We start from the raw sequence: 16,089 nt of genomic DNA on the forward strand, positions 1-16,089 counted from the left end.
CATTCATGCACGAGTTGGACGCGCGGTCGGCACAGCCGACCACCCTACGAAGAACAAGAATAGACAATGCCAAGAAAGCAATTTGACCTGATCGTCTTCGACTGGGACGGGACCCTGATGGACAGCACGGCGGCAATCGTCCGCTGCATCCAGTCGGCGGCGCGCGACCTCGGCCTGCCGGTGCCGAGCGATGCCTCGGCTTCGCACGTCATCGGCCTCGGCCTGTCCGAGGCCATGCAGGCCGTGCTGCCGGACATCGACCCGGTGCTGTATCCGCGCATGGTCGAGCGCTACCGCTACCACTTCCTGACGAAGGACCACGAACTCGTGCTGTTCAAGGGAGTTCGCGAGATGTTGACCGATCTTGCACAGCAAGGTTACTTCCTGGCGGTGGCTACGGGCAAGAGCCGGGTTGGCCTGAACCGCGCCATGAACGCGGCCGGGCTGCTGGCCACCTTCGACGCTACCCGTTGCGCCGACGAAACCTTCTCCAAGCCGCACCCGGCCATGCTGCAGGAACTGACGCGCGAACTGGGCCAGGACCTGCGCCGCACCGTCATGATCGGCGACACCACCCACGACCTGATGATGGCGAACAATGCCGGCGCGGCCGGCATTGCGGTCGAGTTCGGCGCCCACCCGGTGCACCAGCTGCAAGCCTGCAGGCCAATCTTCTCGGCCCGCACGATTCCCGAGCTGCATGCCTGGCTGATGGAGAACGCGTAGAGATGGCCAGGCATGGCTGACGATACCAGCCTGTTCGTCTGCGAAGCGGCCCAGCTGCTCGATGGCGGCAAGGGCCTGCGCTTCCCTGTCATTGCTTTCGGGCACCCTGCTACTGGCTTTGTGGTACGGTATGACGGTAAACCATTTGCTTACCTGAACCGTTGTGCGCACGTGCCGATCGAACTCGACTGGTCGCAGGGCGACTTTTTCGAATCGAGCGGCCTGTACCTGATGTGCGCCACGCACGGCGCCGTGTACGAGCCGGACACCGGCAAATGCGCCGGCGGACCGTGCCGCGGCGGCCGGCTGCGGCCGATCGTCGTGCTTGAACGCGACGGAGGCATCTGGTGGCAGCCCGACGACATGGTGCGAGCGCCAGCCGGCGTCGGGGATCCCGTTAAGAATCTGGAATTATGAGCGAGCAAACGAGTCACGATCATCGAGGCGAATATCCGGCCGAACAACGGCTCGCCGCCAACCCGACCGCGGGCAACTGGGAGCGCGAAACGCTCGAGAAACTGGTATTCGCCACCGTGCGCGAGCGCCGTGCGGCGCGCCGCTGGGGCATCTTCTTCAAGCTGAGCTTCCTGACGGTGGCCATCCTGGCCCTGTTGACCTATTACGATTCCAGCATCGGTTTCGGCGGCGACGAGAACCTGGGCCGCCACACGGCCCTCATCGAAATCAACGGTGAAATCGAAGCGGAAGGCAGTGGCGCGGCCGATACCGTGATCCCCTCGCTGAACAAGGCCTTTGCCGATGCCGGTTCGGCCGCGGTGGTGCTGCGCATCGACAGCCCCGGCGGCAGCCCGGTGCAGGCCGGCATCATCGTCGACGAGATCCAGCGCCTCAAGCGCGGCTACCCGGACAAGCCGCTCTACGTGGTGGTGGACGAAATCTGCGCCTCGGGCGGCTACTACATCGCCTCGGCGGCAGACCGCATCTATGTCAACAAGGCCTCGATCGTCGGCTCGGTCGGCGTGCTGATGGACAGCTTCGGCTTCACCGGCGCCATGGAAAAGCTGGGCGTCGAGCGGCGCCTCCTGACGGCCGGCGAGAACAAGGGCTTCCTCGATCCGTTCAGCCCGCAGTCCGACAAGCACAAGGCCCGTGCCCAGGCCATGCTCAACGAAATCCACCAGCAGTTCATCTCGGTGGTGCGCGCCGGCCGCGGCAAGCGCCTGAAGGAAACCGAGGAAACCTTCTCCGGCCTGTACTGGACCGGCGCGAAAGCGGTGGAGATGGGCCTGGCCGACGGTTTCGGCACGGTCGACACGGTGGCCCGCGACATCGTCAAGGCCGAGGACATCGTCGACTACACGGCCCACGAAGGCTTGCCGGAACGCGTCCTGAAGAAGTTCGGCGCGGCAGTCGGCAATGGGGCCGTGAGTGCGGTCTACAAAGGAGCTGTGCCGCAGCTTCGATGACATTTTGCTTGCATCCTGCGGAACATGTTCTATATTGGGTGTAGCATCACCCTCAGCCGCAAGATGCTCCCCCACTGCACCAGCGGTGCAGCTTCGAGAGAATTCAATTCCTCACAGTAGTGTTCCTTCCCAGGAAGTGGAAACGGCGGCTCCGGCCGTCGTTTTCATTTCCCGCCAATGGTTGCGCGGCTGCTTCTAGGTGCAGCTGTCGATTTGCCGGGCATCGCCGTCGCACGTCGGCTGGTAGCCGAGGGCAGGGGACGAGCGCAGTGCTGGCGGAGCATCGTCATGCTGGCTGAAACCACCACGGTCGAGCCATGCCTGGAAATCGCGCCGGGCCGTGGCGTACCAGGCGGCGCGCACGGCGGGAGCGCCCAGGTGCAGGTGGGGAATGTGTCCCCCGTGCTGCCAGCGCGCCAGCGCGAGCCGCGTGGGAAACAGGGCAGCATGATGTCGGGCGATCTGGCGACGTTCGTCGGCATCGGCTGCAAGCGGAAGCGGTCCATCGGTCGGTTGCGCGTTGGTGTGCACGGTGTTGTCCTTGTTTTTAGCGAGGGGTACTCTGCTTAAAGATGTCCTCATGGCGTTAGGCGGATTCCTAACGCGTTGAAGTCTATCAATCAGAATCTTCCTAAGCTTGACGCTCATCAAATGAACGGATGCATCTGAACCCTGTCGGAAAACATTACCCCTGGGATGGGGGCGCTCCTTACCCGTGCGGGTAGCGGAGGGCGCGAAAGCAAGGTTTGCGGTGCTTTGTCGGGGCTGTCGCTTCTGTTAAAGTGGCGCCCCATGAGCAAACTTTCCCTGGACCGCATCCTGCAATCGCAGGGATTCGGCACCCGCAAATACTGCCGCGCGCTGATCGAGGACGGCGACGTGTTGGTCAACGGCGCAGTCGAAGACAATTACAAGGCCACTTTCGACACGACCAACCTCGTCCTGAGCGTTTTCGACGAGGAATGGCGCTACCGCGAGCGCGTCTATATTGCGCTGTACAAGCCGGCCAACTACGAGTGCTCGCGCAAGCCGAGCCACCATCCGGGCGTGCTGACCCTGCTGCCCGAGCAGTTCGAATGGCGCGACGTCCAGCCGGTCGGCCGTCTCGACCACGACACCACCGGGCTGCTCCTGATGTCGGACGACGGTCCCTTCATCCACGCCCAGTCCTCGCCCAAGCGCCACGTGCCCAAGGTCTACCAGGCCACGACCGCAGAGCCCGTCACTGAAGCGCTGGTCGGGCAGATGCTGTCCGGCGTGCAGCTGCACGACGAACCGGCGCCCCTCAAGGCGCTCTCTTGCGTGCAGCGCGGCGAGCACCTGCTCGAGATCGTGCTGGAGCAGGGCAAGTACCACCAGGTCAAGCGCATGCTGGCTGCCGCAGGCAACCATTGCAGCGCGCTGCACCGCTCGCAGATCGGCGGCCTGACGCTGGAGTCGCTCGGGCTGAAGGAAGGGGAGTGGTGCTACCTGGAGAAGGAACAGTTGGATCTGCTGGTTCCGTAAAGCGTCATCGGTATTGCCGCACCGCGGCAAACGGTGCGACATCGTTCAGGCTTTTCCGCGACACTGTTGTTGACAATCCGCCATGTCATGCGAGCTCTTGCTTGTGACATGGTGGCCGCACAGCCGTTTCTGAAAAAAGCCCATGCATTTGAAGAAGATTTCCGCAGCCATCCTGCCCGCGCTGCTTGCCATTCCCGCCATTGCCCAACAATCGCCCCCCTCCCTCACGCAGCAGTTGGGAGATTGCACCAGGCTAAGCGACACTGCCGAACGCCTCGCTTGCTTCGACCGACTGGCCGCCGCCCATGGCGCCACGGCTGCCGCACCGGCAGTGGCGCCGGCCGCCGCGCCTGCCGTGGCAAGCATGACGCCCGGCCAGGCGCCGACCGCTTTCCCCGCCAAGCCGCAGCCGGACCCGTCCGCCTCGGTCGATCCGGTGGTCGAGGCCGCCGCCGAGTACACCATGGCCAGCCATTGGGAACTCGACGAGAAGCATCGCCGCGGCATCTTCGTGTTCCGCCCGCACAATCCGAACTACCTGATCGCGGCGCGCACCTACCGCCCGAACGAGGCGCCCTATTTGCCCTTCCGCGCGGCGGATTTCACCGGCAAGCTGTCCCACGCCGAACTGCAGTACCAGCTCGGCTTCAAGATGAAGGCGGTCGAGACCGCCTTCGAGCTGCCCGTGGATGTCTGGTTCGGCTACACCCAGAACAGCTTCTGGCAGGCGGGCAACCGCGAAGCGTCCAGCCCTTTCCGCGAAACGAATTACCAGCCTGAAGTCATGCTGGTGACGCCGCTGAACTTCAGCGTCTTCGGCACCAACTTGAAATTCCTGAACCTCGGCCTGAACCACCAGTCGAACGGCCAGTCCTCGACCCTGTCGCGCAGCTGGAACCGGATCTATGCCCAGGTGGGCCTGGAGCGCGGGCGCCTGGCCATGACGGCGCGCGTGTGGAAACGCCTGAACGAATCGATCGAGGACGACAACAACCCGGACATTGTCGACTACATGGGGCGCGCCGAGCTGGCCGGCACCTACCGCAAGGACGGCCACGAATTCTCGGCCCTGCTGCGCCATAACTTCCACACGAACAAAGGGGCGACCCAGCTCGGCTGGGCCTTCCCGCTGGCCGGACCGCTCAAGGGTTACCTGCACTGGTTTTCGGGCTATGGCCAGAGCCTGATCGACTACAACTACTTCCAGCGCACGATCGGGGCCGGGGTGGTGGTCCAGTACTGACGGGAAGCCCCGTGCGATCTACAATGGCGGGTTGCCAACATCGACCCACCAACCATGAAACTTGCCACGCTCAAGGACGGTAGCCGCGACGGGATGCTGGTCGTCGTTTCGCGCGACCTGAAAACGGCCCACGTGGCCGACGGCATCGCGCCCACGCTGCAGGCCGCGCTCGACGACTGGAGCTTCATCGCGCCGCAGCTGGCCGAGCTCTCGCTGCTGCTGAATGAAGGACGCGCGGAGGGCCGCGCCCGCCGTCCCTTCGACTTCGACCCGTCCGCCTGCATGGCGCCCCTGCCGCGCGCCTACCAGTGGGCCGACGGCTCGGCCTACGTCAACCACGTCGAGCTGGTGCGCAAGGCGCGCGGCGCCGAGATGCCGGCCTCGTTCTGGGAAGACCCATTGATGTACCAGGGCGGGAGCGACGATCTGCTGGGGCCGATGGACGACATCGTGCTCGCGCACGAGGAGTGGGGCATCGATTTCGAGGCCGAGGTGGCGGTGATCACCGACGACGTGCCGATGGGCGCGACGCCCGACGACGCCGGTTCCCGGATCCGGCTCTTGATGCTGGCCAACGACGTGTCGCTGCGCAACCTGATCCCTGACGAGCTGGCCAAGGGCTTCGGCTTCCTGCAATCGAAGCCGGCGACCAGTTTTTCTCCGGTGGCGGTCACCCCAGACGAACTGGGCGAGGCTTGGCGCGGCGGCAAGGTCCACCTGCCCCTGCGCTCGACCTGGAACGGCCACCTGGTGGGCCAGCCGCAGGCCGGCGTCGACATGGTGTTCAACTTCCCCCAGCTGATCGCGCACCTAGCCAAGAGCCGCAAGGTGCGGGCCGGCAGCATCGTCGGCTCGGGCACGGTCTCGAACAAGGACGCTGGCCGGGGCTACTCGTGCATCGCCGAGCAGCGCTGCCTGGAGATGATCGCCGACGGCGCCGCCAGCACGCCCTTCATGCGCTTCGGCGACACCATCCGCATCGAGATGCTGGACGAGAAGGGCAAGTCGATCTTCGGGGCGATCGACCAGACCGTGAAACGATGGGAGTAGGGTGGGCAAGTTCCTTGCCCACGCGGTGATTGTTATCGGCTCCGCTCTCGTGCCGGATAATCTTGCCGCTAACTATCACCGCGTGGGCGGCGCGCAAGCTGGGGAATAATCGAGCTGCGAGGTCAAGCCGCCCACCCTACGGCCCCGACCAGAACGCATCCGGTGCGCCTTCACCGCGCAGGTCGACCTCGACCGGCCGGCTGATCCGGCGCAGGGTCTCGGCCCGCAGCAGCCGGCCGTCCGGCTCGTGCAGGCGAAACCACAGAAAGGCCACCCCCGACAGGCGCAGGTGCTGCCCGCTGAACAGGTTTTCCTTCACGATGCTCATGCCTTCCAACCGCAGGTCGACGTCCAGCACCAGGCTGCCCGCCGTGCGTTCGGCGTAGCCGAGATAGCGCGCGGCGTTATACAGGGGACTTTTTTCGTTGGCTTCGCCGGCCTGGAGCGATTCGATGAAGCTGTCCACCAGCTTCAGCTGGGCCAGCGCGGCCTGGGCCACGGCGGCGAGTTCCTTCTTCTGTTCGCCCCTGGCATTCTCCACCAGTCCTTGCAGTTCGGCGATGCGCTGGGCGTAGCCGGCCCGGTGGACGGCGAGGGCTTTCACGCGCCCCAACAACTTCTCGTAGCGCGCCCAGTCGAGTTCTCCCAGGTAGCCGACGCCCAGTCCGCTGATGCGCTCGGGGCAGGACTGGGCGAGGGCGCTGGCGAACAGGCTGCGCGCGCCTTCGCCATAGCCGATGCCGGTAGCGCTCACGTCGCTACGCAGCAGGGCGGCGACGTCGGCGCCGGCGCGCACCGTGGCCGGCACTACGGTCAGGATGGCCAAGGGCAGCGCGGCCGCGCCCGAGCCGGGCGGGCGATGGGTGTCGAGGAAGCGCTGCAGGGCCTTGTTGCGCTCGGCCATGTCGCCCGACAGGCCGGCAAGGGCGCTGTCCACCGTGCGCGCCGCAACCATACCCTGGCTTGCTGCCGCATCGTAGAGGGCGGCGCTGCGGTCCGGCGGCAGGCGCGTGCATAGGTAGACCGCGAGTTCGCGCGCCAGGTCGAAGGCGCGCACCAGGCCGGCGGCGCCGAACTGGCGGGTATCGACCGTGCCGGCCAGCGGCTTGGACTGGGCCGGCGGCAGGCGCGCCAGCAGCTCGGCGCGTTCGGCCTCGGCCACGGCCTGGCGGGCTTCGGCTTCCAGCCGGCGGGCGCGCAGCTCGGCCAGCTCGACGGAGTCCTGGCCGTAGGCCGTGGCGGCCATCGCGAACAGCAAGACAAAACCTGGAAACAAAAAGAAGAAGCGGAGCAGGGAAGGTGCAGTGCGACACGATGTTGACAGCATGTGGCCTCCCGACTGCCAATAAGAAAAAATTCCTGAAATAAAGATGTAACGAATTGTCAGGAATATTAGGAGATGTTTCAGGAGGGTTGATTGCTAGATCTCAAAATCTCTAGAATCGCGCAATTGTTCTAGAACAATCAATCACTTGCATCTCCCAGCGCGTAGGCACTCCGAATACGATTGGACCTTGGTCAAACAGAAATGCGATAGAATTAACGAGTTAACAAAGTGGTTCTATGAGTATTACTTATCTTCCATTTGCCGGTCTCGAGCTTGGATTCGCCATCTCGCTCGTCTGTTCGCTGCTGCTCGTCCTGACGACGCGCTGGCACGGACGGTATTCGCTCGACGCAACGCGCGGTGTGCAGAAATTCCACATTGTTCCGACACCGCGCATCGGCGGTGCCGCCATCATGCTCGGCCTCTGGCTCTCCCTCGGCGTTCTGCCCCGCGACCAGCAGGAATTGCTGCTGCCGGTGCTGGTGTCGGCCATGCCGGCCTTCATGTTCGGTCTCGCCGAAGACCTTACTCGCTCCATTTCAGTGCGTGCGCGTTTGCTCGCCACGATTGCCAGCGGCGTCTGCTGCTGGGGTCTGACCGGCGTCAGCCTGTTGCACATCGGCGTCGCGCCCATCGACGTGCTGCTGGGCTGGCTGCCGGCCTCCGTCTTGTTCACCGCGTTTGCCGTGGGCGGCGTGGCCAATGCAGTCAACATTATCGACGGCTTCAATGGCCTGGCCAGCGGCACCGTACTGATCGGCATGTTGGCGCTCGGCTTCATTGCCCAGGACGCCGGTGATGGCACCCTGGCCCAGCTGTGCTTTATCGTGTGCGCCGTGACGGCCGGCTTCTTCGTTGTGAATTTCCCCTTCGGCAAGCTGTTTCTCGGCGATGGCGGTGCCTACCTGCTCGGATTCCTGCTCGCCTGGCTGTCGGTGATGCTGGTCCATCGCAACCCATTGGTATCGCCGTGGGCCCCGCTGCTGGCCTGCGCCTATCCGGTATTCGAGACCGTGTTCACCATCGTGCGGCGCTTGTGGTGCCGGCGCCATCCGGGCCACCCGGACAGCTGGCATCTGCACAGCCTGGTCAAGACGGCCATCGTGGCTCACTATTTCCGCGCGCTACCGGCGCGTCTGCGCAATGCCTGCGTATCGCCATTCTCCTGGGCGGTAGCATTGGTCCCGGCGATGATGGCAGTGCGCTTCGCCGCCGTACCGGAAGCCCTGCTGCAGGGCGTGCTCGCGAGCTTCCTGCTGTACCTGTCCGTGTATTCGTTCGTGGTCTCTGCCTGGTGGGCGCGCCGCCGCCGCATCAAGCAGGCCGCTCCACAAGCGTTCCGTATGATGACGGAGTCCGAGTCTTCCTTGATCCGGCGGGGACTATGAGCTCCCCGCTGCACTGCTAAACACGCCATAATTCAGGTCAGCGGGCGCGTGCCCAGATCAACCAACCCGGATAATGTATGAGCATCCTTGTGACCGGTGGCGCCGGCTTCATTGGTTCCAACTTCGTGCTCGACTGGATGGCGCAGTGCGACGAGCCCGTCATCAACCTCGACAAGCTGACCTATGCCGGCAACCTGAGCAATCTTGCAAGCCTCCACGGCGATCCGCGCCACCATTTCGTGGCGGGCGATATCGGCGACAGCGTGTTGGTGACGCGCCTGCTACGAGAACACCGGGTGCGGGCGGTGCTGAACTTCGCGGCGGAGAGCCACGTCGACCGCTCGATCGCCGGCCCGGCCGCCTTCATCGAGACCAATGTGGCCGGCACCTTCCGCCTGCTGGAAACGGTGCGCGCCTACTGGGGCGAGCTTGACGAACGCGGGCGCACGGACTTCCGCTTCCTGCATGTCTCGACAGACGAAGTGTATGGTTCGCTTCCTTCTGACGCGCCGGCGTTCGACGAGCAGCACCGCTACGAGCCGAACAGTCCTTATTCGGCCAGCAAGGCAGCCTCGGACCACCTGGTGCGGGCCTGGCACCACACCTATGGCTTACCGGTGCTGACCACCAACTGCTCCAACAACTACGGCCCCTTCCATTTCCCCGAAAAGCTGATTCCGCTGGTGATCCACAACGCACTCGCGGGCAAGCCGCTGCCTGTTTACGGCAATGGCCGCCAGGTGCGCGACTGGCTCTACGTGCTCGACCATTGCAGCGCGATCCGCCGCGTGCTGGACGCCGGGACGCCGGGCGAGACCTACAACGTCGGCGGCTGGAACGAGATGGCGAACATTGACGTCGTGCATACGTTGTGCGCCATCCTGGACGAGCTGCGCCCGCGCCCCGACGGCCTGCCGTATGCGGCGCAGATCAGCTTCGTAAAGGACCGCCCGGGCCATGACCGCCGCTACGCGGTCGACGCCGGCAAGCTCGAGCGCGAACTCGGCTGGCGCCCGGTGGAGACCTTCGAAACCGGCATCCGCAAGACCGTTGCATGGTACCTGGCGCACCAGGACTGGGTGCGCGACGTGACCAGCGGCGCCTACCGCGACTGGGTCGCGCAGCAGTACACCGGCGGACGTCTCGGTCCATGAAGATTTTGCTTTTCGGTAAGGATGGGCAGCTTGGCTGGGAGCTGAGGCGTGCACTCGCGCCCCTGGGAGAACTGCATGCGCTCGGCCGCACCGAGGCCGATTTCGCCGACCCCGGCGTCCTGCGCGCCTGCGTGCGGAAGCATCGGCCCGATGTCATCGTCAATGCGGCTGCCTATACCGCGGTCGACCGCGCCGAGGGTGACGAGGCTGCTGCGCAGCGCATCAACGCGCGCGCGCCGGGCGTGCTTGCCGACGAAGCCCGGGCCTGCGGCGCCTGGCTCGTGCACTATTCGACCGATTACGTGTTCGGCCGCGGCAAGGGCAGCGGAACGGACGGCGCCTGGGTCGAGAGCGATCCGGCCGAACCCTTGTCGGCCTATGGCCGCACCAAGTTCGACGGCGAAGAACGCATCCGCGCAAGCGGGGCGCGCCATCTGATCCTGCGCACGGGCTGGGTGTTCGGACGGCACGGCGCGAACTTCGCAAAGACCATCCTGCGCCTGGCGCAGGAGCTTCCGCGGCTCGAGGTCGTCGCCGACCAGCACGGCGCACCCACCGGCGCCGAGCTGCTGGCCGACCTGACCGCACTGGCCCTGTACCGCATCGCCCTGGAACGCGGCGCGGCGGAAACATTGTCGGGTACCTACCATGTGGCGGCATCCGGCCGCACCACCTGGCATGCGTATGCGCGCCACCTGGTCGGACAGGCGCTGGCGCGCGGCGCCCGGCTGGCGCTGACGCCCGACCGGATCTTGCCGGTCGCGGCCGCCGAGTGGGGCGCGCAAGCGGCACGCCCGGACAATTCGCTGCTCGATACCACCCGGTTCCGCACCGTATTCGGTCTGGCGCTGCCGGACTGGCATGACCACGTCGACCGCCTAGTCGCAGAACTCGCGGCAGGCGCCAATCCATGAGGAAAACGATGAACGAATCTCCAAGGCGCAAGGGCATCATCCTGGCGGGCGGCAGCGGTACACGCCTGTACCCGGCGACGCTGGCGGTGTCGAAGCAGCTGATGCCGGTATTCGACAAGCCGATGATTTACTACGCACTCAGCACGCTGATGTTGGCCGGGATTCAGGACATCCTCGTCATTTCCACGCCCCAGGATACCCCGCGCTTCGAGCAACTGCTCGGTGACGGCGGCCGCTTCGGCCTTAATGTCTCGTATGCGGTTCAGCCGACTCCCGGCGGTATCGCCCAGGCCTATTTGGTGGGCGCCGACTTCCTGGCGGGCAGTCCGTCGGCACTCGTTTTGGGCGACAATATCTTCTACGGCCACGACCTGCCGCTCATGTTGCGCCAGGCCTCTGCACGCAGTGACGCCAGCGTCTTTGCCTATCACGTGCAGGATCCAGAGCGCTATGGGGTCGTCGAGTTCGACGCTGCATGGCGCGCCATCGGCCTCGAAGAAAAGCCGCGCGTGCCGCGCTCGAACTACGCGGTAACCGGCCTGTATTTCTACGATGGCGACGCGGTTGGGATAGCGCGTTCCTTGAGGCCGTCGGCGCGCGGCGAGCTCGAAATCACGGACATGAACCGCATTTACATGGAACTCGGACGTCTGCAGGTAGAGATCCTGCGGCGCGGCTATGCATGGCTCGATACCGGCACCCACGAGTCCCTGCTCGACGCCAGCCAGTTCATCGCCACCATCGAGCGCCGGCAGGGCCTGAAAGTGGCCTGTCCGGAGGAAATTGCCTTCCGCATGGGCTGGATCAGCGCGGGGCAACTCGCCGAACTGGCCGCGCCGATGCAGAACAATGGCTATGGGCAGTACCTGCTGCGGGTTCTAAACGAAAAGGTTATCTGATGCGGATCACCCGCCTGTCCATTCCAGATGTCGTGCGAATCGAGCCGCGCGTGTTCGCCGATGAGCGCGGTTCGGTGTACGAGAGCTTCCACCTGCACCGCTTCGAGCAAGCCATCGGCCGCAAGGTGGACTTCGTGCAGGACAACCATGCGAGCTCGGTCCGGAACGTGTTGCGCGGCCTGCATTACCAAGTGCGCCAGACGCAGGGCAAGCTGGTACGGGTCGTAGCGGGGAGCGTGTTCGACGTGGCCGTGGACCTGCGGCGTTCGTCGCCGACCTTTGGGCAGTGGACTAGCGATGTCCTCAGTGCCGACAACAAGGCCCAGCTATGGGTGCCGGAAGGCTTCGCCCATGGTTTCCTGGTGCTGTCGGAGTCGGCCGAGGTGGTTTACAAGCTGACCGATTATTACGCTCCCGAACATGAGCGCTGTATTGCCTGGAACGACCCGATCCTGGCTATTGCATGGCCCGTGCATGGTTCGCCGCAGACCTCTCCCAAGGACGAGGAAGGTTTGCCTTTTCAAAAGGCCGAACACTTCGCATAGATGTATTCCCCCATGCATGGGGCTTTAATTGCTTTAACGAATGGTATATAGCTTAAGGTTATAGGGGAATCTGGGTTTGTCAGATTTTCACGCAATGTAACAAGGTAGTAAATTGCACAATGTCAATAATCCTAACGTTCTTGTTTGATCTATATCTTAGAACGTTAATCTATCCCCTCATTGGATAGGGAAGTGTTGTGCGGTGGAGATTTTCTGTGCTGACAGCAAATTCCTGCTGTGCATGATGCTGCTGGGGCGGATATAATTCTAGGTTATCCGACTGTTACCATCTCTCCCGAGTATCATATGTCCAAGTTTTTGCTTCGCGCCGTGGCGCTGGTCATCGGCGCCGCATCGACCATTGCTTCTGCTCAAGAATCGCCTGCACGCGCTGACGAGATGTTCGGTCAGGAATTGCCTGAAGCGGTAGCGCCTACGGCTACGCCAGCCGCGCCGCGCAGGATGGCGATTACCAATACCACTTCCAAGACCGCGTCCCAGGTCCGCCAGACAACCGATGCGGGTCTTCCCTCTGCGTTGCCCGTCGCGTCCAATGGCACGGGCCAGCCAAAGCTGCAGACCGAGTTCCAGAAGTTCATCCATGACAGCGTTGGACAGGACCTCCCCATTTTCGGCGCGAACTTCTTCGCGAATGCCCCATCGACCTTTGCCCCGGTCTCGAATACGCCTGTTCCTTCGGAATATGTGCTGGGTCCGGGCGACGAATTGCTGATCCGCGGATGGGGGACCATCGACATCGATTTTCGCGCCACGATCGACCGCAACGGCACCATCTCGATTCCGACGATCGGCTCGGTCGTGCTGGCCGGCGTGAAGGCCGGCGATGCCGATGACATCATCCGTAGCGCGGTCGCAAAGCTGTACAAGGGCGTGACCATCAGCGTGAACTTTGGCCAGCTGCGCGCGATCACCGTGTACGTGGTCGGCCAAGCAAACCGTCCGGGCACCTATACGGTATCGAGCCTGTCGACCCTGGTGACCGCGCTGTTCGCCAGCGGCGGTCCGAATGCCAACGGCAGCATGCGCCGCGTCCAGGTGAAGCGCGCCGGCCGCGTCGTCACCGAGCTCGACCTGTATGCCTTCATCGCGAAAGGCGACAAGTCTGCCGACGTCAAGCTGCAAGACGGCGACTCGATCTATATCCCTTCGGCCGCCGGCTATGTGGCGCTGGTGGGCAAGGTGAACAGCCCTGCGGTATATGAACTCAAGACCGGTAGCGACACCATCGAGTCGATGCTCGACTTTGCGGGCGGCATGCCGGTAGTTGCCGATCCGCGCCGGGCCTTCCTCGAGCGTATCGACCCCAGCAAGAGCCGCCCGCGCAGCGTCGAGCAGTTTGCCCTTGACGCCGCGAGCTTGAAACGCCCGCTGAAGGACGGCGACGTGCTGAACATTACGTCGATCACGCCGGAGTTCTCAAACGCAGTCATCCTGCGCGGCAACGTGGACCAGCCTGTGCGTGCACCGTTCAAGGCCGGCATGCGCGTTAGCGACCTGATCCCGAGCCGCGATTACCTGATCACTCGGGCATCGGTCAAGCGCCAGAACAATGTTGTTGCCACGGGCCAGGCCGAGCAGGTCACGAATGAAGAAGCGGATACGATAGCGGCACGCATCGGCGGGCTGGTGGACGAAGTGAACTGGGATTACGCAGTGGTGGAGCGTATCAACCGAAAAGATCTTTCAGTCAGCCTGATCCCTTTTAACTTGGGCAATATCTTCGCCAACCCTGCCAGCCCCGACAATATCGAGCTCCAACCGGGCGACACGGTCACGATCTTCTCGCAGGAGGACGTCGCTGTGCCGATGGACAAACGCCGGATCTTCGTGCGCGTCGAAGGCGAAGTCCGGGTCCCGGGCGTGTACCAGATGACTGCCGGCGAGACCGTGCAGTCGCTGCTGGCAAAGGCCGGAGGTCCGACTGCGAACGCCTATCTGTTCGGCACCGGCTTCTACCGCGAGGTAGTGCGCAAGGAGCAGGAAGTGAACCTAGAGAAGGCCGCTCAGCGCCTCGAGTCGCAATTGCAGAACGCGCAGTCGCGTGGCCTTGCTAACGTGCGCGCTGCCACACCTACCGAGGCACAGGCGGAGCTTGCTCAACGCGACACTGAAATGCGTGCGGCTAGGGAAGCGATTTCCCGTTTCCGCCGCCTGAAGCCGACGGGCCGCATCGCCTTCGGCTTGGCGCCAAACGAGCGCTCGTTTGCCCGACTGCCGCAGGTCAGGCTCGAAAACGGCGACCGTCTGGTCATCCCGGCGCGTCCGGCCTTCGTCAATGTTTTTGGCGCCGTGAACGTCGAAGCATCGTCGCTGTGGAAACCCAACAGCCGAGTCAAAGATTACTTGCAGTTGGCTGGCTTGACGGCTGACGCGGACGTGGACAACGCCTTCGTGATGCGTATGGATGGCACCGTGGTGGGCGCGAACTCGGGGACTTGGTTCTCGACTGGCATCGGTGGCCTGGAAATTATGCCTGGCGACAGCATCGTTATTCCTGAAAAGTTTGACAAGGAAACGCGCTGGACCAAGTTCATGAACGGCACTCGGGAATGGGCGCAGATCTTCGCTAACTTCGGTTTGGGCGCGGCGGCGATCAAGACGTTACGAGATTAAGTGACAGCCGCGTTTTAGGGCCGCACGGAAAAATAAATTTACTATCTATGACGAGAATCGAACAATCAAACAGAGAAGCCGTCGCCCTAGACAAAGGCGGCAGTTTCTTTAACGTTTTTGAAATCTTGTTGCTTCTTTCGAAACGTAAAAAACAGATTATCCTGTTACCACTTGCCGCAGCAGTCATCGCAGCAATAATTAGTCTGTTGGTTCCGAACATTTATCGGGCATCTACAAAATTGATGCCACCCCAACAGGCCCAATCCGGGGCGGCTGCATTGATGTCGCAATTTAGCGGCATTGCTGGAATCGCGTCCGGGGCTTCCGCATTGAAAAATCCGAATGACCTGTACTTGGGAATGCTGCGCAGTCGAACTATCGCTGAACGTGTAATTGATCAGTTCAACTTAATGCGAGTGTACGATATGACATCACGCGAGAAAGCTCGCGAGCAACTTGCAAAGAGCACGACCATCAGTACTGGCAAAGAAGGCTTGATCACGATCGAAGTTGAAGACGCTGACAAAAGCCGGGCTGCCAAAATGGCCGCTGCATATGTGGACGAGTTGACCAATTTGAGCAAGACACTCGCTGTTACGGATGCAGCTAAAAAGCGGGTGTTTTTCGAGCGCCAACTCGAAGCCGCAAAGGACAAGCTTGCTGCCTCAGAAATTTCACTGAAAAGAGCGATCCAGACGACGGGTGTAGTAAGCGTCGATATGGAAAGCCGGGCAAATATCGAAATATCAGGCCGTTTGCAAGCCCAAATTTCGGCTAAAGAAATCGAAATAGGCGCTATGGAAGCTTTCGTAACGCGCGATAATCCACGATATAAACAAGCTCAAGAAGAGCTTGCCAGTCTGCGTAATGAGCTGTCAAAAATCCAGAATGGCCGCGGCACTTCCATTTCTCGGGCGAGCGAAACGAGTGAATCCGGCCTTGCGAATGTGAAGATCCTTCGTGACGTGAAGTACTACCAGATGCTGTACGAACTGCTTGCAAAGCATTACGAAGTCGCACGCTTGGAGGAAGCAAAAGATCCATCGATTATCCAGGTGCTTGATCCCGCAATCGAACCGGAGCGAAAGTACAAACCAAAACGCGCCATTATCGTCCTGGTCACCGGCTTTGTTACCCTGTTATTAGTGATCTTCTGGATAGTAGGCAAGGAGGTGCTGCGCAGGATCATGAGCATGCCTCAATATGCCGAGAAAATTAAACAGCTTTCGGTTTGACCTAGCCCCGCTGGAGCTAGACTTCGACGTTATAGCAAACT

General features: G+C 62.5%; 15 protein-coding genes. 13 read left to right on the forward strand and 2 right to left on the reverse strand.

Features of this window, described 5'->3' with window-relative positions:
- The first annotated feature begins 66 nt into the window (after positions 1-66).
- From AC56KL_RS15630 to AC56KL_RS15640, 3 genes are read left to right on the forward strand one after another with little or no spacing between them, the layout of a single operon-like run.
- On the forward strand, positions 67-726 hold the full coding sequence (locus AC56KL_RS15630; RefSeq protein ID WP_497181078.1) for an HAD-IIIA family hydrolase: 660 nt from the start codon (positions 67-69) through the stop codon (positions 724-726).
- A 12-nt stretch (positions 727-738) separates the two neighbouring features.
- Complete coding sequence (locus AC56KL_RS15635) at positions 739-1,143, forward strand: Rieske (2Fe-2S) protein (RefSeq protein ID WP_497181079.1); 405 nt, start codon at positions 739-741, stop codon at positions 1,141-1,143.
- Positions 1,140-2,153, forward strand: a complete 1,014-nt coding sequence (locus AC56KL_RS15640) for a S49 family peptidase (protein WP_497181080.1) — start codon at positions 1,140-1,142, stop codon at positions 2,151-2,153. The genes AC56KL_RS15635 and AC56KL_RS15640 overlap by 4 nt, the downstream gene beginning before the upstream one ends.
- A gap of 195 nt (positions 2,154-2,348) precedes the next feature.
- Here the strand turns inward: AC56KL_RS15640 and AC56KL_RS15645 are convergent, their stop codons facing one another.
- On the reverse strand, positions 2,349-2,684 hold the full coding sequence (locus tag AC56KL_RS15645) for a hypothetical protein (protein WP_497181081.1): 336 nt from the start codon (positions 2,682-2,684) through the stop codon (positions 2,349-2,351).
- A 261-nt stretch (positions 2,685-2,945) separates the two neighbouring features.
- On the opposite strand from AC56KL_RS15645, the gene AC56KL_RS15650 reads away from it, so the two are divergent.
- The 3 genes from AC56KL_RS15650 to AC56KL_RS15660 all read left to right on the forward strand — a co-directional run bounded on the left by AC56KL_RS15650 (position 2,946) and on the right by AC56KL_RS15660 (position 5,952).
- Positions 2,946-3,659 carry a pseudouridine synthase gene (locus AC56KL_RS15650; RefSeq protein WP_497181082.1) on the forward strand — a complete coding sequence of 238 codons (714 nt, stop codon included), beginning with the start codon at positions 2,946-2,948 and terminating at the stop codon, positions 3,657-3,659.
- Positions 3,660-3,801: 142 nt separating this feature from the next.
- Positions 3,802-4,902 carry a phospholipase A gene (locus AC56KL_RS15655; protein WP_497181083.1) on the forward strand — a complete coding sequence of 367 codons (1,101 nt, stop codon included), beginning with the start codon at positions 3,802-3,804 and terminating at the stop codon, positions 4,900-4,902.
- A 54-nt stretch (positions 4,903-4,956) separates the two neighbouring features.
- Complete coding sequence (locus AC56KL_RS15660; protein WP_497181084.1) at positions 4,957-5,952, forward strand: fumarylacetoacetate hydrolase family protein; 996 nt, start codon at positions 4,957-4,959, stop codon at positions 5,950-5,952.
- A 136-nt stretch (positions 5,953-6,088) separates the two neighbouring features.
- Here AC56KL_RS15660 and AC56KL_RS15665 read toward each other — a convergent pair whose 3' ends face one another.
- On the reverse strand, positions 6,089-7,210 hold the full coding sequence (locus tag AC56KL_RS15665) for a cytochrome P450 family protein (RefSeq protein ID WP_497181085.1): 1,122 nt from the start codon (positions 7,208-7,210) through the stop codon (positions 6,089-6,091).
- Positions 7,211-7,515: 305 nt separating this feature from the next.
- Between AC56KL_RS15665 and AC56KL_RS15670 the strand changes: the two genes are divergently transcribed.
- The 7 genes from AC56KL_RS15670 (at position 7,516) to AC56KL_RS15700 (ending at position 16,048) form a co-directional block, all read left to right on the forward strand.
- Entirely contained in the window at positions 7,516-8,667 is a 1,152-nt protein-coding gene (locus AC56KL_RS15670; protein ID WP_497181086.1) for an MraY family glycosyltransferase, read from the forward strand.
- Between the two features lie 77 nt (positions 8,668-8,744).
- Positions 8,745-9,821 (forward strand): dTDP-glucose 4,6-dehydratase, encoded by a 1,077-nt coding sequence (rfbB, locus tag AC56KL_RS15675; RefSeq protein WP_497181087.1) that lies wholly within the window; start codon positions 8,745-8,747, stop codon positions 9,819-9,821.
- Positions 9,818-10,735 (forward strand): dTDP-4-dehydrorhamnose reductase, encoded by a 918-nt coding sequence (gene rfbD / locus AC56KL_RS15680; RefSeq protein WP_497181088.1) that lies wholly within the window; start codon positions 9,818-9,820, stop codon positions 10,733-10,735. Before rfbB ends, rfbD begins: the two co-directional genes overlap by 4 nt.
- 8 nt (positions 10,736-10,743) lie before the next feature.
- Positions 10,744-11,634 (forward strand): glucose-1-phosphate thymidylyltransferase RfbA, encoded by an 891-nt coding sequence (gene rfbA, locus AC56KL_RS15685; RefSeq protein WP_497181089.1) that lies wholly within the window; start codon positions 10,744-10,746, stop codon positions 11,632-11,634.
- Positions 11,634-12,179, forward strand: coding sequence for a dTDP-4-dehydrorhamnose 3,5-epimerase (gene rfbC / locus AC56KL_RS15690; protein WP_497181090.1), 546 nt, complete (start codon positions 11,634-11,636; stop codon positions 12,177-12,179). Before rfbA ends, rfbC begins: the two co-directional genes overlap by 1 nt.
- Before the next feature lie 306 nt (positions 12,180-12,485).
- Positions 12,486-14,813 carry a polysaccharide biosynthesis/export family protein gene (locus tag AC56KL_RS15695; RefSeq protein WP_497181091.1) on the forward strand — a complete coding sequence of 776 codons (2,328 nt, stop codon included), beginning with the start codon at positions 12,486-12,488 and terminating at the stop codon, positions 14,811-14,813.
- 47 nt (positions 14,814-14,860) lie between these two features.
- Entirely contained in the window at positions 14,861-16,048 is a 1,188-nt protein-coding gene (locus tag AC56KL_RS15700) for a GumC family protein (RefSeq protein ID WP_497181092.1), read from the forward strand.
- Positions 16,049-16,089: the final 41 nt, after the last annotated feature.

This window comes from Telluria sp. ZB4P34, assembly GCF_059686055.1.